This is a genomic window from Sphaerisporangium melleum (assembly GCF_014646695.1).
Lineage (GTDB): Bacteria > Actinomycetota > Actinomycetes > Streptosporangiales > Streptosporangiaceae > Sphaerisporangium > Sphaerisporangium melleum.
Genome location: NZ_BMNT01000006.1, coordinates 153,004 through 173,136, shown reverse-complemented (window position 1 = coordinate 173,136; position 20,133 = coordinate 153,004). Strand labels below are relative to the sequence as shown.

15 protein-coding genes are annotated in these 20,133 nt (G+C 74.1%); 8 read left to right on the top strand and 7 right to left on the bottom strand.

Translation table 11 applies throughout. The annotated features are described in order from the left end of the window. On the top strand, positions 1 to 1,806 hold a 1,806-nt coding region (locus IEY93_RS07205; RefSeq protein WP_189162167.1), incomplete at its 5' end, for an ATP-binding protein. A gap of 83 nt (positions 1,807 to 1,889) precedes the next feature. Here the strand turns inward: IEY93_RS07205 and IEY93_RS07200 are convergent. Together IEY93_RS07200 and IEY93_RS07195 are read right to left on the bottom strand one after the other, a co-directional pair. Beyond that, positions 1,890 to 2,702 (bottom strand): ABC transporter permease, encoded by an 813-nt coding sequence (locus tag IEY93_RS07200; RefSeq protein WP_203967921.1) that lies wholly within the window; start codon positions 2,700 to 2,702, stop codon positions 1,890 to 1,892. Further along, complete coding sequence (locus tag IEY93_RS07195; RefSeq protein ID WP_189162166.1) at positions 2,699 to 3,679, bottom strand: ATP-binding cassette domain-containing protein; 981 nt, start codon at positions 3,677 to 3,679, stop codon at positions 2,699 to 2,701. Before IEY93_RS07195 ends, IEY93_RS07200 begins: the two co-directional genes overlap by 4 nt. Positions 3,680 to 3,897: 218 nt before the next feature. On the opposite strand from IEY93_RS07195, the gene IEY93_RS07190 reads away from it, so the two are divergent. Continuing rightward, positions 3,898 to 4,413: a PH domain-containing protein gene (locus IEY93_RS07190; RefSeq protein WP_229690932.1), complete on the top strand. Its 516-nt coding sequence runs from the start codon at positions 3,898 to 3,900 to the stop codon at positions 4,411 to 4,413. 341 nt (positions 4,414 to 4,754) lie between these two features. Continuing rightward, complete coding sequence (locus IEY93_RS07185; protein WP_229690931.1) at positions 4,755 to 6,413, top strand: PH domain-containing protein; 1,659 nt, start codon at positions 4,755 to 4,757, stop codon at positions 6,411 to 6,413. A gap of 126 nt (positions 6,414 to 6,539) precedes the next feature. Here IEY93_RS07185 and sepH read toward each other — a convergent pair whose 3' ends face one another. The 3 genes from sepH to IEY93_RS07170 all read right to left on the bottom strand — a co-directional run bounded on the left by sepH (position 6,540) and on the right by IEY93_RS07170 (position 12,085). Next, positions 6,540 to 9,116: a septation protein SepH gene (sepH, locus tag IEY93_RS39300; protein ID WP_268241538.1), complete on the bottom strand. Its 2,577-nt coding sequence runs from the start codon at positions 9,114 to 9,116 to the stop codon at positions 6,540 to 6,542. A 304-nt stretch (positions 9,117 to 9,420) separates the two neighbouring features. Next, positions 9,421 to 10,707, bottom strand: a complete 1,287-nt coding sequence (locus IEY93_RS07175) for a D-arabinono-1,4-lactone oxidase (RefSeq protein ID WP_189162165.1) — start codon at positions 10,705 to 10,707, stop codon at positions 9,421 to 9,423. A 124-nt stretch (positions 10,708 to 10,831) separates the two neighbouring features. Continuing rightward, positions 10,832 to 12,085 (bottom strand): MFS transporter, encoded by a 1,254-nt coding sequence (locus IEY93_RS07170; protein ID WP_229690930.1) that lies wholly within the window; start codon positions 12,083 to 12,085, stop codon positions 10,832 to 10,834. Between the two features lie 92 nt (positions 12,086 to 12,177). Here IEY93_RS07170 and IEY93_RS07165 point away from each other — a divergent pair, with 92 nt between their 5' ends. Next, positions 12,178 to 13,596 carry a lytic transglycosylase domain-containing protein gene (locus IEY93_RS07165; RefSeq protein WP_229690929.1) on the top strand — a complete coding sequence of 473 codons (1,419 nt, stop codon included), beginning with the start codon at positions 12,178 to 12,180 and terminating at the stop codon, positions 13,594 to 13,596. Here the strand turns inward: IEY93_RS07165 and IEY93_RS07160 are convergent. Next, on the bottom strand, positions 13,587 to 14,585 hold the full coding sequence (locus IEY93_RS07160) for a ferrochelatase (protein ID WP_189162164.1): 999 nt from the start codon (positions 14,583 to 14,585) through the stop codon (positions 13,587 to 13,589). The two genes, IEY93_RS07165 and IEY93_RS07160, sit on opposite strands and share 10 nt — an antisense overlap. A gap of 211 nt (positions 14,586 to 14,796) precedes the next feature. Here IEY93_RS07160 and IEY93_RS07155 point away from each other — a divergent pair, with 211 nt between their 5' ends. Both IEY93_RS07155 and IEY93_RS07150 read left to right on the top strand, forming a co-directional pair. Continuing rightward, on the top strand, positions 14,797 to 16,779 hold the full coding sequence (locus IEY93_RS07155) for a S9 family peptidase (RefSeq protein ID WP_189162163.1): 1,983 nt from the start codon (positions 14,797 to 14,799) through the stop codon (positions 16,777 to 16,779). Further along, the gene (locus IEY93_RS07150) at positions 16,776 to 17,597 is read left to right on the top strand and encodes an inositol monophosphatase family protein (RefSeq protein ID WP_189162162.1); all 822 of its coding nucleotides are present in this window, start codon (positions 16,776 to 16,778) and stop codon (positions 17,595 to 17,597) included. The genes IEY93_RS07155 and IEY93_RS07150 overlap by 4 nt, the downstream gene beginning before the upstream one ends. A gap of 216 nt (positions 17,598 to 17,813) precedes the next feature. Here the strand turns inward: IEY93_RS07150 and IEY93_RS07145 are convergent, their stop codons facing one another. After that, entirely contained in the window at positions 17,814 to 17,978 is a 165-nt protein-coding gene (locus IEY93_RS07145) for a hypothetical protein (protein ID WP_189162161.1), read from the bottom strand. 221 nt (positions 17,979 to 18,199) lie between these two features. Here IEY93_RS07145 and IEY93_RS07140 point away from each other — a divergent pair, with 221 nt between their 5' ends. Both IEY93_RS07140 and tnpB read left to right on the top strand, forming a co-directional pair. Next, positions 18,200 to 18,781 carry an IS607 family transposase gene (locus IEY93_RS07140; RefSeq protein WP_189162160.1) on the top strand — a complete coding sequence of 194 codons (582 nt, stop codon included), beginning with the start codon at positions 18,200 to 18,202 and terminating at the stop codon, positions 18,779 to 18,781. Beyond that, the gene (gene tnpB / locus IEY93_RS07135) at positions 18,778 to 20,124 is read left to right on the top strand and encodes an IS607 family element RNA-guided endonuclease TnpB (protein WP_189162159.1); all 1,347 of its coding nucleotides are present in this window, start codon (positions 18,778 to 18,780) and stop codon (positions 20,122 to 20,124) included. The genes IEY93_RS07140 and tnpB overlap by 4 nt, the downstream gene beginning before the upstream one ends. Positions 20,125 to 20,133: the final 9 nt, after the last annotated feature.

The window sequence follows — 20,133 nt, the reverse complement described above, 5'->3', positions numbered from 1 at the left end:
GCCGCCCGCCTGCGCACCCTGTCGGCCGCGCAGATCGCCGACCGCCTGGACGACCGGTTCCGCCTCCTCACCGGCGGCAGCCGTACGGCGCTGCCGCGCCACCACACCCTGCGCGCCGTGGTGGAGTGGAGCTGGGACCTGCTGGAGGAACGCGAACGGGTGCTCGCCCGCCGCCTCGCCGTGTTCGCCGGCGGCGGCGTGCTCGAAGCGATCGAAACGGTCTGCTCCGACTCCTCCTGCGGCGACGATCCGCGGGGGGAGGTGCTGGAGACGCTGGGCAGGCTGGTGGACAAGTCCTTCGTGGCGTTCGACGGCCGGCGTTACCGCATGCTGGAGACCATCCGGGCGTACGTCACCGAGCGGCTGGCCGAGTCGGGCGAAGAGCGCCGCCTGCGCGCGGCGCACGCGCGCTTCTACACCGGCCTGGCCCAGACCGCCGACCCGCGGCTGCGCCGGGACGAGCAGGTGCGCTGGCTCGCCGTGCTGTCGGCCGAGCACGACAACCTCACCGCCGCGCTGCGCTGGAGCGTCACGGAGCAGGAGCCCGGCCTCGCCGCCCGGCTGGTCGGTGCTCTCGGGTGGTACTGGTTCCTGAAGGGACGCCGCGCCGAGGGAGCCCAGCGGTCCGCCGAGGTGGCGGCCCTGCTGGAAGGCGCCACCGGTGTCGGCGCACGCGAACGCGCGCTGGCGCTGAGCGTCCAGGGCATCCTGATGGCGGGCGGCACCGACCAGTGGCACGAGTCCAAGGACGTCCTCGAACGCGCCCTGCGCCTGGCCAGGGCGTCGGTGCCGCGACCCTGGCCGGCCATGCTCTCGCTGGCGGAGCCGGTGCTGGCGATCTACGTCCGTCAGGCCCCCGAGCTCGCGCCTTCGCTGGCGGAGATGCTCGACGACCCGGAGCCGTGGGTGGTGGCCTGCGCGCACCTGCTGCGCGCGCATCTGCGGTACGGCGCGGGTCTGATCGAGGAGGGGGAGCGGGACGTGCGGGCCTCGCTGGCAGGTTTCCGGTCGGTCGGAGACCGATGGGGCATCAGCACGGCCATGGCGGCGCTCGCCGAGGTCAGCACCCTGCGCGGGGACGACGCCGCGACGATCGCCATCATGCGCGAGGCGCTCATGCTCGCCGAGGAGATCGGCGCCGTCGAGGACACTCCGTACATGCGCACCCGGCTGGCCGCGGCCCTGCACGCCACCGGCGACCGGGCCGGCGCGCTGGAGGTGCTCGGCCAGGCCCTGGAGCTCTGCCGCGTCTGCGGTGATCGCCTCGGCGAGTCGGGCGTGCACGGTGTGCGCGGAGACCTGGCCCGGGAGGAGGGCGATCTTGCGCTGGCGCGGCACCACTACGAGCAGGCCCTCCGGCTCGCGTCCGGCGAGGTGCTGCCGGCGCACTTCCGTGCCGTGCTGCTCACCTCCGCCGGGCTGCTGGCCGAGCAGGAGGGCGACACGGCGGGTGCGTGGGACACACTGGCGGAGGCACTGCGGCTCGCCTGCCGGGCCGGCGACGGTGGCATCCTCGCTCTCGCGCTCATCGCCCTCGCAGCGCCGGCGGTGCGCGAGGGCGACGCGGGCGGGGCGGCCGTGCTGCTCGGGGGCGCGGCCCGAGTGCGCGGCGTGGACGAGGTGGTCGGCTACGACCACCGGCGCATCACCGCCGCCGCCATCGCGGCGCTCGGTCCCGGTGAGTACCGGCGGTGCTATGAGCACGGCCGGTCGATGCCGCACGCGCGCCTGCTGACCCTGGCCGAACGCCGCGCCGGCGCCGCTTCGGCACTCTCGCCGCACGACCCCCGCCCGATCTCCCCATGACCCGGATCGCCCCCTCGCCGGAAGGCGCCGTGCTCGCGGCCTCGCCCCCGAAGCGGCGATCCGGCCCGCGAGCGAGGGGGAAGTCAGGCCCGGAGGCGGAAGGCCCGCAGGGACAGGGGCGCGAAGACGAGCGCGATGCCGAGGCCCCAGAGCAGCGAGACCGTCGCGTTGCCCGCGACCGGCCCACCGCTCAGCAGGCCGCGCACGGCGTCCGCCAGATGGGTGACCGGGTTGACCTCCACCCACCGTTGCAGCCACTCCGGCAGGGTGTCGGTGGGCACGAAGGCGTTGGAGGTGAAGGTCAGCGGCATCATCACCGAGAAGGCGATGATCTGCACCTTCTCGGGCTCGGAGGCGGTCAGGCCGATCAGGACCGACAGCCACGACATCGCCAGCGCGAAGGCCACCAGGAGCAAGAGCGCGCCGAGCACGCCGGTCACGCCCATGTGCACGCGGAAGCCGAGCACGGCGCCGAGGCCGAGGAACAGCGCGAACGCCCACACCTGCTTCAGGGTGTCGGCGACGATGCGGCCGGCCAGCGGGGCGGAGCGGGCGATCGGCAGGCTGCGGAGCCGGTCGAACACCCCCTTGGTGATGTCGGTGCTCAGCCCGATCGCCGTGGTCAGCGTGGCGAACAGCATGTTCTGCACGATCAGGCCCGGCAGCGAGAACTGCAGATAGTCGGTGGTGGAGCCCGAGATCGCGCCGCCGAACACATAGGTGAACAGCAGCAGGAACATCACCGGCTGGACCGACAGGTCGAGCAGCTCCATGGGGTTGTGCTTGATCTGCACCAGGCTGCGCCAGGCGAGCGTCATCGTGTGCCGCAGGGCGGCGGCCGGCCCTACCCGGCCCGGAACGGCGGGCCTGGGCGCCGCCGCGGTCAGCGTGGTCACGCCGAAACCCCTTCCTTCTCCTTGGTCTCATCCGCCGAAGGGTCTTCCACGGCACGATGGCCGGTCAGCGCCAGGAACACCTCGTCCAGGCTGGACTTGCGCAGGGTCAGCTCGGAGGCGACCACCCCGAGATCGTCCAAGCGGCGCACGATCGCGGGAACCACCCTGGCGTCCTTGACGTTGACCGTCGCCAGGCCCCCGGTGACGTCGGGCCGGGTGCCGATCACGTCGGCGATGACGTCGGCCACCATGCCGATGTGCTCGCCGGACAGCGGCCGGACCTGGAGCACCTGGGCGCCCGTCGTGGCCTTCAGCTCGTCGGAGGTGCCGGAGGCGATGACGCGGCCGTGGTCGAAGACCACGATGTCGTCGGCCAGCTCGTCGGCCTCCTGGAGGTACTGCGTGGTGAGCAGCACCGTGACCCCCTCGGTCATCAGCCCGCGCACGACGCCCCACAGCTCGGTGCGGCTGCGCGGGTCGAGGCCCGTCGTCGGCTCGTCGAGGAACAGCACCTGCGGGTGCCCGACGAGGCTCGCCGCAAGGTCCAGCCGGCGCCGCATGCCGCCTGAATAGGTCTTGGCGGCGCGCCCCCCGGCCTCGGTGAGGTCGAACCGCTCGAGGAGCTCCTTCGCGCGGGCCCGCGCGCCCGCCCGGGGCATGCCGAGCAGGCGCCCGATCATCACGAGGTTCTCGACGCCGGTCAGCGCCTCGTCCACCGCGGCGTACTGACCGGTGAGGCCGATCAGGGAGCGCACCTTGTGCGCCTCGCGCACGATGTCGAAGCCGCCGACGCTCGCCCGCCCGCCGTCCGGCCGCAGCAGGGTGGCGAGGATGCGAACGGCCGTGGTCTTACCGGCGCCGTTCGGCCCGAGGACCCCGAGCAGCCGCCCCTCGGGGACCACCAGATCGACGCCGTCCAGCGCTCGTGTCTCGCCGTAGTGTTTCACCAGGCCCTCGGCCTGGACCGCATATCGCATCGCTTCGACTCCTGAAGGTGAAGGGAACAGCGGTCACTTTCGGCTCGCGGTCCGGGTGACTGTCCAGCAGTCTCGCGAACGGCACTGACATTTCCCTGAGACGCCGCCGCCGGCCCGCGCGGGTCGCTGACGAACCGCTGAGAACCGGCCGGCATCAGGAGCGGGGAGCGCGGTTCTCCCGGGCGCGCGGGCGAGATGATCTCGTTAGGCTGGGGAGCGTGACTGCTCCCCTGCGGGACCCCGCCAACCGCGTGTCGCGCCGTGCGATCACGCTGTGGCTGCTCGAGGCGCTGGTCGGCTACGTCCTGCTCGTCGGGGGCGCCGCACTGGTGGCGTCCTGGGTCGACGGATCCGGCTGGACGTGGCTGCCGGCCTGGGTCCTCGGGCACATCTGGTGGCTGCCCATCGTGCTCGGCGTCGTGATGCTCCCCTTCATCGTGCTCGAACCGCTCTGGCGGTACGCCGTGCATCGGTGGGAGCTGAGCGGCGATGTGGTCTACGCGCGTTCGGGGTGGTTCAGCCGCGAGTGGGTGTTCGTCCCGGTGAGCCGCATCCAGACGGTGGACAAGGAGCAGGGCTGGTTCGAGCGGCTCCTGGGCCTGGCCACCGTCCAGATCCGCACGGCCTCGTACGCGGGGTCGTCCTCCATCCAGGGCCTGGACTTCGACGTGGCGGCCCGGCTCGCCGCGGATCTCGCCCACCGCGCCCACGAGCTGAGGGACGACGCGACGTGACCGAGGCACCCGGCCAGAGCGGCGAGCGGGACCTCCCCGCCGTCCCGGACGCACCCGCCCCCCAGGCGGAGCCGGTTCCCGGCCGCGCCACGGGCTCTCCATCGGACGGTCCTGCGCCGATCGCCCCGGACGTCCCCCGAGGCCGGCCGGACGGGGAGGTGGCCGATGGGCCCGCACGCGCCGGAGAGGCCGCGCGGGCGACGCCGGACGTCCCCGCGGGCACGGAGCCGGCCGGCACGGCCCCCGAAGGTCCCGCGCCCCGGCGCGAGGGGCCTGACCGGCCGGCGGCCGGGCACGGTGGTCCTGCGGCGACGCGGGATGGCCATCCGATGGGGCCTCCCATGCCGGTGCCTGGAGGGTCCGGGGCGGCGCCGGGCCCGCGGCCGGACCAGGTCCCGGGGGGATGGCCGGGCCTGGGGCCGGGCGGGGTGCACGGTGGCGGGGGAGCGCTCTGGGCGGCGCCGTCGCGACTGAGCCCCCTGGTGCTGCTCATCGACCCGGTGCGGATGCTGCCGTCGCTCTTCTTTCCCCTGGTCGGCGTGCTGTTCGTGGGAGGCTTCTCCCCGTCGTCGTTCCTCTGGGCCGCCTTCGGCGTCGTGGGCTCGGTCGGGTACGCCGCGCTGCGCTGGGCGACCTTCACCTTCCGCATCGCCACCGACCACCTGGAGATCAGCCGGTCGCTGATCAGCCGCTCGGTCCGGACGATCCCCCTCGACCGCGTGCGGGGGGTGGACGTCACCACGCCACCTCTGCACCGCCTGCTCGGTCTCGCCGTGGTGCGCATCGACACCGGGGCCGGCGGCGGCGAGAAGCAGGAGGGTGAGCTGGACGGGCTGCCCCGCACCGAGGCCGAGCGGCTGCGCGAGGCGCTCCTGCGGCGCAGCAGGGCCGTCCGGCATGACGTGGACCCCGCTGCGGCCGAGGCCGGCCCCCTCGCGCGTGAGGGGGCCGCGGACGGCGCCGAGAGGGCGGTGCACACTCACCCCCAGCGGCACGAGCACGTGTACGCGCGGGTGCCCTGGCGCTGGCTGCTGTACGGCCCGCTGTCGGGTGCGTTCTTGTTCACCCCGTTCGTCCTGCTGGGCGGCGCCGTCGGCCTGGCCTTCCAGCTGGGCAGCGAGCTGGGCCTGAGCGAGCGCGTGGCGATCGGCCTGGGGGAGTGGCTCTGGGAACGGCCCATCCTGCTCGTCCTGGCCGCCGTCGCGCTGGTGCTCGCCATGCCCCTTCTGGGCGCGGTGATGTACGCGCTGTTCAACTGGAACTTCACCCTGCGCCGCAGTGACGCGAGCCTGGTCGCCGAGCGCGGCCTGGTCACGCGGCGCAGCGTCGCGCTGGAACACGAACGCGTCCGCGGCTACGAGATCGCCGACGGGCTCTTCGAGCGACGCGCGAAGGTCGCGCGGCTCTGGGCGATCGTCACCGGCCTCGGCGATTCGCGCACGCGGGGCCAGTTGCTGCCGGTCGTGCCGAGGGACTTCGCGCTGCGCATGGCGGGCGAGGCGATCGGCCCGTTCGAGCCCGAGCTGCGCCGGCATCCGTTCAAGGCGCTGCAGCGGAGACTGTTCCGCGCGGTCGCCCCCGGCGCCGCCGTCGCGCTCGCCGCCTTCCTGCTCGGCTGGGGCGTCGTCGGCACGGTCGCGCTCGTGATCGCCCTGCTCGGCGTCCTGCTGGGTCTGGACCGCTACCGTTCGCTCGGCCATGCCTTCGACGGGGTGCGCCTCTCGGTCCGGTCGGGCTCGCTGCCGCGTACGCAGGCGGTCGTGGAGCGCCGGGCCGTGGTCGGCTGGACGCTGCGCCAGACCTGGTTCCAGCGGCGCTCCCGGGTGCTGACCGTGATCGCCGGCGTCGGCGCGGGCAGCGGTGGTTACGCCGCCGTCGACACCGGTGAGGAGCAGGGGGTGGGTTTCGCCGCCGAGGTCACCCCCGAATGGATCACCCCGTTCCTCGACCGCGGCGCCACACCCGCCTCCTCACCCGCCCTTGACGGTCCCCTGGCCTGATGGGTTCCACCAGGTGCCGGCCCCGGTGATCACCGCTCGGCGTCAGGGGGGGCCGGCGGCTGGCACGGGTCGCCGGCCCTCGCCAGGGCCGGCGACCGTACGGCGGCGTCGCTCGTTTGAGGGCGATCAGTCTTGGCGGCGGGCGCCGAACATGATCTCGTCCCAGGTCGGCACCGAGGCCCGGCGGCCGCGCGAGCCCTTGCGCGCCGGCCGGGGCTTGGGAGCCTGCGGCGGAATGGCGGGTTCGGCGGCCTTCGGCTCCGTATCCGTCTGGTCGGTGCGGTCCGGCTCCGTCGCCGCCGCGGCGGCGGGACGGTCGGCCGTCTCGCCGCTGGTGCGGGCGGCCGGCACGGCGACCGCGGCCTCTTCGGCCTCGGCCTTCCGCGCGGCCACGGACTTCCTGGGCACCGGCGCGGGCCGTGGAACGGGGGCCGCGCCGGGCGCGGGCCGGGCCACCGGAGCGGGCCGGGCCACGGGGGCGGCGGTGGGCGCGGGCCGGGCCACCGGAGCGGGCCGGGCGACCGGAGCGGCCGTGGGCGCCGGCTGTGGCGCGGGAGCCGCCACGGCGGGGGCGTCCGTCGCTGCGGGCAGGGTGGGGGAGGCGGCGGCCGGAGCCCGCTCGGAGTCACCGGCCTCGCCCTCCCCGGGCGTGCCGGCATCGGCGGCGGGGGCATGGGCAGGCGTCCCGGTACCCGAGACGGGAACCTGGGCGTCGGCGGCCGGGGTCTCGGAGGCGGGAGTGTGCTGCGGCGCCCCGGCGGCAGGCACCAGGCCCGCCCCGGACGACGCAGCCTGCGCCGGCGTCCCGGCCGCCAGGGGCGACTCCGCGGCATGCGGAACGTCCTGCTCGGGCTCCTGCCGTACTGCCTCGGGCTCCTCCAGCGTTGCGGCGGGCTCCCGTGACGTACCGGTCGCCGGTTCGGGCTGCTGCGAGACGGTGGCCGCGGGGTCGGGTGCCCGGCTCGTGGTGCCGTCCGCCTGCTCGGGCTCCTGCGCGGCCGTGCCCTGCGGCTCGTGCGGTGCGATGGCGGCGGCGGTGGGCTCCTGCGCGCTGGCGGCGGCCGCCTGCTCGCGCTCGTGCCCTGCGGCGGCCGCGGGCTCCTGCGGGGCGCCGGCCGGCTCGTCGTCGTGCGCCGCGCCCTGGGCCGTGGCGCCGGAGGTGTCGTGCCGGGGCGCCGCCTCGGCGGCCTGCGGGAGGGGGGAGGACGCCTGAGACGCCGTGCTCACGGCGTCGTGCGGCGTGGTGGCGTGGCCGGCCGGGCCCGCGGCCTGCGCGTCCGGGGACACGGAAGAGCCCACGCCCGGAGCGTCCGCTCGGGGCGCGGGTGCGGCGTCCGCTGAGGCGTGATCGTCCTGCCGGCCGGTCTCGGCCGGGGATGACGTGCCGGAGACGCGGGCCGCCTCATGATCGGGAGCCGTCGCGACGCCGTGCGCCGGGGCGGGGACGGCAGGCCGCGCGGACGCCGGGAGATCGTCGCGGGCGGCCTCCCGGGGACCGGCGGACGTGGGGGCCGGGAGATCGTCGTGCGCCGATGCGGCGGCGGAGCCCTGCGCGGGCGGGGCCTCGGCCGGGCGCGGCGGGGCGGACTCCTGATGGACGGCCGGGGCCTGGCCGGCGGCCCCGGCAACCAGGTGCGCCGCCTCGGCGGCGTCGTGGCGCGCCGGGCCGGCGTGCCGCGCGTCGCGAACGTCCGGGTGGTCGGATGCGTTCTGGTCCGGGTGGCGGGAAGCGGTGGGGTGCGCGTGGCCGGGGACGGAGAGGCCCGCCTGCCCCGTGGCCGGCGGCTCTGCCGGGTCTCGCGGGCCCTGGTGACCGAAGCCGTGCGCGTCGGCCTGCGTGCGGGCCTCGGGGTGCGCGGGGTGGGGGAGGTCGCGCACGCCCGCCGAGGACGGGCGGGCATGCTGTGCGTGCGCGGGCTCGGCGTACGCCGGCTCCGCGGGGTCCTCCTGGACGGAGTGGCTCGGGCCGGCATGGGGATGCTGCTGCTCCGGCCCGCCGCGAGGACCGGGCCGCCCGACGCCGGGGAGCATGGCGGGCGCCTCGTCCGGGATCGCGGGAACGGGCGTGAGCTTGGCGGTGAGCCTCGGCACGAACGGCGTCACCGTCGCTTCCTCGGACGGCTCGACGTACTCGGTGGCCGACAGCCGCAGCGCTTCGTCGTCGTGCGGGGTGACGTGGCGGCGGCGCATGTCGAACAGCCACTCGGCGTTGCGCGTGTGACCGTTCCAGACGAAGCCGAGCTTGATGCGCCAAAGGCCGTCATCGCGCTTGCAGGAGTCCCAGTCGATCTCGTCCGCCGGCACGCCGCGGCGGCTGAGCCGCTCGGTGACCAGCTCGCCCAGAGTCGGCCCGGGGGTGGAATCGCCCGGCAGGCGTACCGCGACCCGCTGGGCCTGCTGCGCGGTGTACTCGCGTTCCTGCAGGACGGGTCCCTCGAACCAGCGGACACGCTCCACCGGAATACCCGCGGTGGCGGCGATCTCCTCCGCGGTCTCCCCCGCACGGATGCGGGCCTGGATCTCCTTGGGGCGCAACGGACTCTCCACTTCGATCTCGTACTGGCCGAGACGGGAGAAGTTGCCGCGGACCGCCGCCCGGAGCCGTTCGTCTACCGGAAGCGTGAACCGCGTGCCCCTGCCGGCCGTGGCCAGCACGAGGTATGTTCCGTCCTCGCTCACAGCGACGAGTCGGAGCTCCTGCATGCGAGTCCCTTCGTCGTCGTGCTCAATCTTCCCCCGGACCCTTGAGTCTCTCGCGTGAGCCGGTTGCCTGCCAGCACCGTACCCGGCATGTCCGAACATCGCCTTCCTCAGAGGCGCGGGAGGCGATGAGGGGCGGTTCATATGTCGCATTCACCCTATCCACCGGCTGCTCAATATGCAGCAAACGGGTTGGGCGTGCTTTCCAGATTCTCGCGAATCACGCGCTCGGGCACCCTTCACTTGCGCCAACCCGCACCAGATCGGCATGGACGCGGCCGGAGGCCGCAGGCGCCCGCGCGCCTGCTCACCGCCCGCCGAGGACGGTGTCGAGGTAGGAGTTGGCGAACAGGCGGCCGGGGTCGAGCCGGTCGCGCAGGGCCAGGAAGTCGCCGAACCGCGGGTACACGGTGGACAGGTAGGCGGCGTCCCTGGTGTGCAGCTTCCCCCAGTGCGGCCGCCCGCCGAGCCGGGTCATGACCTCCTCGACGGCGGCGAAGTAGGCGGGTTCGGGGGCCGGGCGGTAGACGTGGCAGGCGACGTAGGCGGTCGGCCTGCCGTACGCGGTGGACAGCCAGGCGTCGCTGGCCGGGGTGACCCGCACCTCGACCGGGAAGGTGATCGGCCAGCGGTTGAGCTCGACGAGGTCGCGGATCTCCCGCAGGGCCTGGCGGAGCCGCTCGCGCGGGATGGCGTACTCCATCTCCAGGAAGCGCACCTTGCGCACGCTGGTGAACACCTTGTACGCCTTGTCGGTGTGACGGGAGGCGGTGAGCGCGCCCGCCGACATGTCGTTCAGCGCCGGGACGGCCGCGGGCAGGCGCCGGCCGGCCGCGCACAGCATCCGCAAGGCGGTGTTCTCCAGGAAGACGGCGTCGAGCCAGTGGCGGAAGGCGCCGGGCGGCTCGGCCGGGCCGGGGGAGCGGTTGTTGCGCTTGGTCAGGCAGGTGTCGGTGTGCGGGAGCCAGAAGAAGTCCAGGTGCTCGTTCTCGCCGGTGATCTCGTCCAGCGAGTCGAGGACCGTGCGGAACGACATCGGACGCCGGTCGCTGTGCAGCAGGAACGCCGGCTCGACCGTGAAGGTCACGGCGGTGATGATGCCGAGCGCGCCGAGCCCGACCCGGGCGGCGTCGAACAGGTCGCCGCCGGACACCGTGGTGAGCGAGCCGTCGGCGAGCACCATCTCGATCTCGGTGATCTGGTCGGCCAGCCCGCCGACGTCGCGGCCGGTGCCGTGGGTGCCGGTCTGCACCGCCCCGGCCACGGTCTGGTCGGTGATGTCGCCCATGTTGGCCAGCGCCAGCCCGCGGCGGTCGAGCTCCTCGTTCAGCACCCGCAGGGGGGTGCCCGCGGCGACCCGGACCCGGCCCTCGCCGGCCTCCCGCACTCCGGTCAGGGCGTCCGGCCGCAGCATGATGCCGTCGGTGAGGGCGACGCCGGTGAAGGAGTGCCCGGTGCCCACCATGCGCACCCGCGTGCCGCGCCGCGCCGCGTCCCGTACCGCGCGCACCACGTCCTGGGCGCCGGCGGGGGTGCGGACCTCGGCGGGGATGATCGACTGGTTCCCCGCCCAGTTGCGGAACTCGGCCTTCATGCACGAGCACGATAACCACGCACCGCCCGGAAGACCAGAGATGTGAGGCCATCTCATCCCCATCCCGCCGAGGCCGCCCGCCGGCCCCGTGGAGACTCGCGCGAGGCCGGGCCGGCCGAGAGGTTCAGGTGGCGGGGGAGTGGGCCTCGGAGCCGGACTCGGGAGTGCGCAGCAAGGTGTTCCCGCCGACCCCGATCGCCACCGCGAGCAGGGCGCAGAGCAGGGAGAACGCGTAGGCGTTGGACGCGCCGAAGGCGTCGGTGAGCCGTCCCCCCGCCCAGGCGCCGATCGCCACGCCGAAGCCGACGGCCGTGGAGATCCAGGACATGCCCTCGGTCAGCAGGGGCCCGGGCACCAGCCGCTCGACGAGCGCGTACCCGGTGATGATCGTCGGGGAGATGGCCAGCCCCGCGAGGAACAGGGCGGCGGCCATCACCCTGGTGTCCGCGATGAGCAGGATCGGCGCCAGGCCGGCCGCGAACACCACGAGACCGCGGATGAACCGGTGACGAAGCGAGATGCGCCACCGCTGGGCCCCGTACCAGAGCCCGGAGACCATGCTGCCGCTCGCGATCGAGGCGAGCAGCAGGCCGGCGACGGCCTTGGCGCCGTGGTCCTCGGCGAAGGCGACGGTGATCAGGTCCACCGAGCCGAAGACCGCGCCCATCGCGAGGAACACGCACGACAGCAGCGCGACCCCCGGGATGGTGATCGGGCTGCCGGAGCGCGCCCCGTCCTCGCGCACCGGCGGCTCGGTGCCGCGCTGGAGCGAGAACGCGATCGTGCCGGCGAGCGTGGCCACCAGGGTCACGATCAGGCCGGCGTAGAGGTTGACCATCGTGGTCAGCGCGGTCGCCAGGGCGGGCCCGGCCACGAAGATCACCTCGTCGGCGACCGACTCGAACGAGAAGGCCGTGTGCAGCCGGGCCGAGCGGCCGAGCAGGTGCGACCAGCGCGCGCGGACCATCGAGCCGAGCGAGGTGGCGGCTCCGCCGACGAACACCCCGGAGACGAACAGCGCCCAGATGGGCGCGTCGTAGGCCGCGCACAGCATGAGCGCGATCAGCGCGGTTCCGTGCAGGAGCACCAGCGGGACCAGCACCCTCGCCTGGCCGAAGCGGTCCACCAGCCGGCCCGAGAGCGGGGCGGCGACCGCGAACGCGATGGCGACGGTCGCCGAGATCGCCCCGGCGGTCGCGTAGGAGCCGGTGAGTGCCGAGATGAGCAGCACGACGCTGAGGCCGAGCATCGACATGGGGAGCCGGCCGACGAAGCCCGCGATCACGAAGCCTCTGGCCCCGGGGACGTCGAACAGTTCTCGATACGGCCCGACCACGTTCTCGCCCCTTTCGCGCGCCCTCGGCGCACGTCTTGCCACGTCGATCCACCCTCGCGCACAGCGAAGCGGTGCATCAAGTGATTTTCCGGCAACGTACACGAATGCCGACTAATCGGGCTAACGTGGGTCGGGTGTCCCGTCCCCCTCGGCTGCCGCCGGCGCGCGCCGTCATGGCCGGGATCACCCTTCTCGTCGTCCTGGCCGCGGGCGCGGGCGTCGCGTTCCTGATCTCCCGGGACCGGCCCGGTGCCGCCACGGCCGGGGCCTCGGCGCTGCCGACGGTGCTGGCGCAGGTCGGCGACGTCGCCGCTCCGGTGTCCCCCTTTCCCGCCCTCACCCCGTTCCCCGGGGTGACGCCGTCCGCGCAGCCCTCCCTCACCGTGCCGCAGAGTACGGACGCCCCGCGCGGCGACGACCTGCCGCGGGACACCGGTACGCCGCCGGCCACGGGTGCGACGCCCACCCCGGCGGCCCCGAGAAGCACACCGCGCCGCACCGCCGCCCCGGATGGGACGACGACCTCCAAGGACGCCACGCCGCCGGCCGCCACGACCACGCTCGCCACCCCGCCGCGGCTGATCGCCGTCACCGCCACGCCGGTCTCCGACGCAGCCCTGCAGGAGATCATCCAGATCAAGGACGTCACCAAGGTGACGCTGGCCGACGCCGGAGCGGTCCGCTTCTCCTCCGCGACCTTGAACCTGCTGGCCGTGGACCCGGCGGAGTTCCGGCCATGGGCGCCCAAGGCCGTGGCCGAGGAGCCCGCGGTCTGGGACGCGCTGGCCCGCGGGGAGTTCGTCGCCGACTCGGCGACCGCCGGCCGCTACATGCTGCGGCTCGGCGGCGAGTACGAGGCCGGCGCCGGGTCGCGGCTGCGGGTCGCCGCCGCGGCGACGTTCGGCCTGCCGGGGGTCGACGGGCTGGTCGGCACGCAAGCCGGCCGCGCGCTCGGCCTGGCCGCCCGCGTCGCCGTCCTCGTGCACACCCCGGCGGCCAGGGCCGAGGCCGTCGGCGCGCGGATCAAGCGGGTGCTCGGCGCGGGCACCCAGGTCGTGCCGGTCGGCGCCCGGCCCGCCTCACCCGGAAAGCCCGCCGCGGTGGCCACCCCGACCGCGCCCGTCGCGCCGCCTGCCCAGGCGACCGGGCGGCCGAGCGGCTACCTGGTGGGCCGGCCGGGCGGCTACCTGGAGCTGTACCAGCTCTCGGCCCGGATCTGCCCGGGGCTGTCGTGGACCGTGCTCGCCGCCATCGGGCAGGTCGAGAGCGGTCACGGCCGCAACAACGGCCCCTCCTCGGCGGGTGCGCTCGGCCCGATGCAGTTCATGCCGGCCACCTGGAAGGCCTACGGCGTGGACGGCGACGGTGACGGCAGGTCCGACATCTGGAGCCCGTACGACGCGGTGCCCGCCGCCGCCCGCTACCTGTGCGCGAACGGCGCGGGCGCCGGCGGGGCCAAGCTCCGCTCGGCCGTCTGGCGCTACAACCACTCCTGGGCCTACGTCGACAAGGTGCTCGGCATCGCCGACGCCTACGCCCGCGCCTACTCCTGACCTTCCCGCCCGCCCTGAGCCGCTTGCGCGGCATGCACCGGGCGGCGCGGGGCGGGGCAGCAGGTGGCGGGGCAGGCGGCCGGCTCGGGCTCGGCGAGGAGCTCGCCCACCATCGCGACGAACCGCGGGTGGGTGCCCGCCGTCGCCGCCCGGGTGAGGTGCATGCCGAGGTCGCGGGCCACCGCGGCGGCCTCGGTGTCGAGATCGTAGACGACCTCCATGTGGTCGGAGACGAACCCGATGGGCACCAGCACCACCGCCTCCGTGCCGGCCGCGCGCAGCGCGGCCAGATGGTCGCACACGTCCGGCTCCAGCCACGGCACCTGCGGCGGGCCGCTGCGGCTCTGCCACACCAGATCCCATGGGCGTCCGTCCGCGACCAGCGCGGCGGCGGTGCGCAACTGCGCCTCGTACGCGCCGCCGGACGGCCCGGAGGTGGCGGCCATGGACACCGGGATGCTGTGCGCGGTGAACACCAGCCGGGCGCCGTCGCGGTGCTCCTCGGGGAGCCGGTCGATCGCCGCGCGGGTGTGGTCGGTCATCGCCGCGATGAACCCCGGGTGGCCGTAGTAGTGGCGCAGCCGGACGATCTCGGGGGCGCCGGGCACCTCGGCCCGGGCGCGCGCGATGTCGTCGAGGTACTGCCGGCAGCTGGAGTAGGAGCTGTAGGCCGCGGTGATGAAGGCGGCGGCGCGGGTGACGCCGTCGGCCGCCATCGTGCGCAGCGTGTCGGCCAGGTACGGATGCCAGTTGCGGTTGCCCCAGTAGATCGGCAGGTCCACCTCGGGCCGCAGCGCCTCGATCAGGTCGCGGCACTGCTGGTTGATCGGGCTGACGCCGCCGAACCCCTGGTAGTGGGCCTCGACCTCCAGCAGCCGCTCGCGGGGCACCCCCCGGCCGCGGACGACGTTCGAAAGGAACGGCATGACGTCCTCGGGCTTCTCCGGCCCGCCGAAGGACACGATGAGCAGCGCGTCGTAACCAGCCATGACCCCATCCAACCGCATGGACGCGGCGGTGGCGCCCCCGGCACAGGGGGAGCGGGCCCAGCAGGGACCGGGAAGCCGGGGGCGGGCCGGGGGCGGGCCGCGCCGGGCCTGGGGGAGGTACGGGACGCGTCAGGGGCACCGGGTGTGAGCGGCCGGGGAAGGGAGCGGAGCCTCGGGAGGGCGCCGGCCGGGAGAGGGTAAGTTCGGGGAAGTGAGCGTCTTCAAGGACATACGCGAGTTCGTCGCCATTCCCCGCCTGTTGTCGCTGCGGCTGTCGCCGGATGGTTCCCGGTTGGTCACGGTCGTCCAGTCGCTCAACCCCGACGGGAAGTCCTACGGAACCTCGATCTGGGCGGTGCCCGTCGAGCCCGGAGGCGAGGCCTACCGCCTCACCCGGTCCGCCAAGGGCGAGGCCGGAGCGCGGTTCACCCCGGACGGCGACCTGCTGTTCGTGTCGGGGCGGCCGGATCCCACCGCCAAGGAGCAGCCGCAGGACGAGCCCGCCGCGCTGTGGCTGCTCCCCGCCCAGGGCGGCGAGGCCCGCAGGGTGGCCGATCGCCCCGGCGGCGTTGGCTCCGTCGAGACCGGTGGCCGCACCGTCGTCTTCACCTCGGACGTGCTCCCCGGCGACGCCGGCACCGAGGCCGAGCGCCGCAAGGCCAGGAAGGACGCCGGGGTCAGCGCCGTCCTGCACGAGGGGTACCCGATCCGGTACTGGGACCATGACCTCGGGCCGGGACGCACGCGGCTGTTCGCCGCCGGGCTGCCGTCCCTCGCCGAGCCGCGCGACCTGACCCCCGACCCGGGCGGCGCGCTGCTGGAGCTGGCCTACGCGGTCACCCCGGACGGCTCGACCGTGGTCACCACCTGGGCCGTGCCGCTGCCCGGCGGCGGCACCCGCTACGAGCTCGCGGCCATCGACGTCGCCACGGGCGAGCGGCGCGTCGTGGCCTCCTCGGCCGAGCACGACTTCCAGGGGCCGCTCGCGATCTCCCCGGACGGCCGTCATGTCGCCTGCGACCGCGCCGGCCGGGCCACGCAGGACCGCGCGGTCGAGCACCGGCTGTGGATCGCCCCGCTGGACGGTGGTGAGGGGGCGCAGGGGCACAGCGCCGACCTCATGCCCTCCTATCTGGCCTGGGCGCCCGACTCCCGCTCGCTGTACGCCGCGGCCGACCACCTCGGCAGGCGGCCGATCTACCGGGTCGGCCTCACCGGCGAGTACGAGCGCCTGACGCCCGACGACTCGGCGTACGCGGAGTTGTGCCCCTCGCCGGACGGGCATCACCTGTACGCCCTGCGCAGCGCCCCAGACGCCCCGCCCGCGCCGGTGCGCCTCGACCTGCGCGGCGGCGAGGTCGAGGCGCTCGCGTCCCCCGCGCCGGCGGTGACCATCCCCGGCAGGCTCACCGAGGTCTCGGCGGTCGCCGACGACGGGGTGGAGATCAGGGGCTGGCTCGTGCTGCCGGACGGCGCCTCGGCCGACAACCCCGCCCCGCTGCTGCTGTGGGTGCACGGCGGCCCGGTCGCCTCCTGGAACGACTGGATGTGGCGGTGGAACCCCTGGATCATGGCCGAGCACGGCTACGCGGTGCTGCTCCCCGACCCGTGCCTGTCCACCGGGTACGGGCAGGAGATGATCCAGCGCGGCTGGAGCGCCTGGGGCCCGCGCACCCACGCCGACCTGATGGCCGTCACCGACGCCTGCGTGGCGCGTCCCGACATCGACGCCGGCCGCACCGCCATGATGGGCGGGTCCTTCGGCGGGTACATGGCCAACTGGATCGCCGGGCACACCGATCGTTTCCGGGCGATCGTCACCCACGCCTCCCTGTGGAACCTCGAACAGTTCGCCGGCACCACCGACGGCGCCGACTACTGGGAGCGCGAGTTCGGCCCGGTCGGCGCCGAGCGCTACCGCGAGCTGTCGCCGCACCTGTGGCTCGACAAGATCACCACACCCATGCTGGTGATCCACGGTGACAAGGACTACCGCGTGCCCATCGGCGAGGCGCTGCGCCTGTGGTGGGACCTGCGCCGCACCTCGGTGGAATCGAAGTTCCTGTACTTCCCGGACGAGAACCACTGGATCCTCAAGCCGGGCAACGCCGTGGCCTGGTACGAGACCGTGCTGGCGTTCCTGGCCCAGCACGTGCTCGGCGAGGAGTGGCAGCGGCCGGAGTCGCTGGCATGAGCGACTTCGACTTCCTGCGGCTCGCGGTGGACATCGGACGCGAGGCGGGCGACATGCTCCTCGCCAAGCGCCCCGCCCGCCCCGAGGTGGTGGAGACCAAGTCCAGCGGCACCGACGTCGTCACGGCGCTCGACCGCGCCTCCGAGGAGTTGATCAGGCAGCGCATCAAGGCCGCGCGGCCCAGCGACGCCATCCTCGGCGAGGAGGAGGGCGAGACCGGCGGAGCCGAGACCGGGGAGGGAAGGGTCCGCTGGATCGTCGACCCCATCGACGGCACGGTCAACTTCCTGTACGGCCTGCCCGACTGGTCGGTCAGCATCGCGGTCGAGGTCGACGGCGAGGTGGTCGCCGGCGTGGTGAACGTGCCGCCGCGGGGCGAGCTGTACGCCGCGGCGAAGGGCGGCGGGGCCGAGTTGCTGCGCGAGGGCGTCCCGGGCGAGCGGCTGCGCTGCAACGCCGGGGTGCCGCTCGCGCGGGCGCTGATCGCCACGGGCTTCGGCTACCTGCCGGAACGCCGCGCCGTCCAGGCGCAGGTGCTCACGCACGTGCTGCCGGTGGTCCGTGACATCCGCAGGGGCGGGTCGTGCGCGGTGGACCTGTGCTCGGTGGCGGCGGGCCGGGTGGACGGCTACTACGAGCGCGGCCCGCAGTACTGGGACTACGCCGCGGGCGGCCTGATCGCCGCCGAGGCCGGGGCCCGGGTCGGCGGGCTGAACGGGCGGCCGTACAACCCGGGGCTGACCCTGTGCGCCGCGCCGGGGCTGTTCGAGGAACTGCACGACCTGCTCGCCCCGCTCAACCCCGAGCGCGACGCCTGAGATCGTCCGGCCTCGTCCCGGGCCGGCGCCGGCCGGGCCCGGACGAGCGCGGGCGTGATCGCGAGAGAAGTAAGGGACGGTACCGCTGATCTCGGCTCAGCTCGCCTTGTGGGCGGCCGAGATCGGCGGGATGCCGGGGAGAGGTGTTCCCCGGTCATGACACGGAGGGCCCGCCCGCGGTGCGGGCGGGCTCTGGCGCCTGTGCCGGGAGGCCGTTCAGCACTGGATCGGCACGCCGTTGTCGACGGCGATCCGGCGCAGGTCCTCTATCTCGGCGGTGAGAGTGTCGGCGAGGAAGTCGTCGCCGCTGGTGCGCGCCTCCTGGAGACCCTTGTAGGCCTGGTCGAGCCGGGATGTGATCGTGCTGGTGAACTCGCCCATCTCACCTTCTTTCTCGAGGGGCGAAGGAACAGGTGTGGTGACCACCGCCTGGGGAGACTCACTCGGCCTTCCCCGGCTTGTGCGTGGGTCATGCGGGTCTACCCACCGTCGTCCTGCGCTTAAACCACCTGCGGCATATGTCTGGGGTGTGCTCTCTGTCACGCGTCCGCCGCACGGGGGTTGGCAGCTGTTCTCGCTTGAGTATGCGCTACTATGCATAAGTGAACTTGAAAGAGTGGGCTAAGACACAGGGCGTCCACCCGATCACCGCTTACCGGTGGTATCGGGAAGGCGCCCTGCCCGTGCCCGCTCGCAAGGTCGGACGACTGATCCTGGTCGGAGACGTCGATCCTGCCGTGTCGCACGACGGAACCACCGTGGTCTATGCCCGCGTCTCCTCGGCCGAACAGAAGGCCGACCTCGATGGCCAGGTCGCGCGAGTGACGGCGTGGGCGACCGGGCGCGGCATGAGCGTGGACCGCGTGGTGACCGAGGTCGGCTCCGCCCTCAACGGGCGCCGTAAGAAGTTCCTGGCGCTGCTGGCCGACCCGCAGGTGACCACGATCGTGGTGGAGCATCGCGACCGCTTCGCCCGCTTCGGCGCCGAGTATGTCGAGGCGGCGTTGTCGGCCCAGGGCCGCCGCCTGCTGGTCGCCGACCCCGCCGAGGTCGATGACGACCTGGTGCAGGACGTCACCGAGATTCTCACCTGGCTGTGCGCGCGCCTGTACGGCCGCCGCGCTGCGGCGAACCGGGCGCGCCGCGCGGTGGCCGCCGCCACCGAGGACGAGGCCGCCGGGTGAAGGTGACGCAGGCCTACCGCTACGCCCTGGACCCCACCCCTGAACAGGTGGCCGCGCTCGCCTCGCACTGCGGCGCGGCCCGGTTCGCCTTCAATTGGGGCCTGGCGCTGTTCAAGGCCGCCCGCGCTCAGCGCAGAGCCGAGAAGTCCTACGGCGTCGCCGAGGAGCCGCTGACCGAAGAGCCCTGGTCGCTCTACAGCCTGCGCCGGTCGTGGAACGCCGCCAAGGACCGCGTCGCGCCGTGGTGGGCCGACAACTCCAAGGAGGCCTACAACAGTGGCCTGGACGGTCTGGCGCGGGCGTTGAAGAACTGGGAGTCCTCCCGCAAGGGCACCCGCAAGGGCCGCGTGATGGGCTTTCCCCGTTTCAAGTCCAAGCATCGTGCCGCATTGTCGTGCCGGTTCACCACCGGCGCCATCCGCGTCGAGGCCGACCGCCGCCACGTGACGCTGCCCCGGCTGGGGACGATCCGCACCGCCGAGTCGACGCGGAAACTCGCCCGTCACCTGGAGCGCGGCACCGGCCGGATCCTGTCGGCCACCGTCCGGCGGGAGGGAGGCCGCTGGTTCGTCGCGTTCACCTGCGAGATCGCCCGCGCCGACCGCGCCCCGGCCAGGCCGGATGCCATGGTCGGGGTGGATCTCGGCGTTAAGGACCTCGCGGTGCTGTCCACCGGCGAGGTCATCGCCAACCCCAAGCACCACCGGGCGGCGCTGCGGCGGTTGCGCCGGTTGAACAAGCAACTCGATCGCCGCGTCGGCCCGCGCACCCCCGGGGGCGCTAGGCGGCAGCCGTCAGCCCGTTGGTACAAGGCCAAGGCCGCCCTCGGTAAGGCGCACGCCCGGGTGGCCGACCAGCGGCGCGACGGCCTGCACAAGCTCACCAGCCGCCTGGCGGCCACCTGGGGCACGGTCGTGGTCGAAGACCTGAATGTGTCCGGGATGCTCGCCAACCGGCGTCTGGCCCGAGCGGTCGCTGACGTCGGCATGGCCGAAGCGCGACGCCAGCTCGCCTACAAGACCACCTGGCGCGGCGGCAGGCTCATCGTCGCCGACCGGTGGTTTCCTTCCAGCAAGACCTGTTCGGGTTGCGGCGCGGTGAAAGCCAAGCTCGCCATGTCCGAACGCACCTACGCATGTACCGAGTGCGGTCTGGTCGCCGACCGCGACCACAATGCCGCGCTCAACCTGGCCGCGCTCGCAGCCGACGTCGCCCAGAGTTACGGGGAGACGCTAAACGCCCGTGGAGGAGCGGTAAGACCCGGCACCCGTGCCGGGCGCGCACCGGCGAAACGGGAACCCCGGAAACGGGGAACGCTCCGGCGTAAGCCGGAAGCTGCCTGAGAGCGCGCT

Coding starts and splice junctions, on each gene's coding strand:
- IEY93_RS07195 (WP_189162166.1), bottom strand. CDS start 3,679: ATGCGATATGCGGTCCAGGCCGAGGGCCTGGTGAAACACTACGGCGAG.
- IEY93_RS07185 (WP_229690931.1), top strand. CDS start 4,755: ATGCCGGTGCCTGGAGGGTCCGGGGCGGCGCCGGGCCCGCGGCCGGAC.
- sepH (WP_268241538.1), bottom strand. CDS start 9,116: ATGCAGGAGCTCCGACTCGTCGCTGTGAGCGAGGACGGAACATACCTC.
- IEY93_RS07175 (WP_189162165.1), bottom strand. CDS start 10,707: ATGAAGGCCGAGTTCCGCAACTGGGCGGGGAACCAGTCGATCATCCCC.
- IEY93_RS07160 (WP_189162164.1), bottom strand. CDS start 14,585: ATGGCTGGTTACGACGCGCTGCTCATCGTGTCCTTCGGCGGGCCGGAG.
- IEY93_RS07150 (WP_189162162.1), top strand. CDS start 16,776: ATGAGCGACTTCGACTTCCTGCGGCTCGCGGTGGACATCGGACGCGAG.
- IEY93_RS07145 (WP_189162161.1), bottom strand. CDS start 17,978: ATGGGCGAGTTCACCAGCACGATCACATCCCGGCTCGACCAGGCCTAC.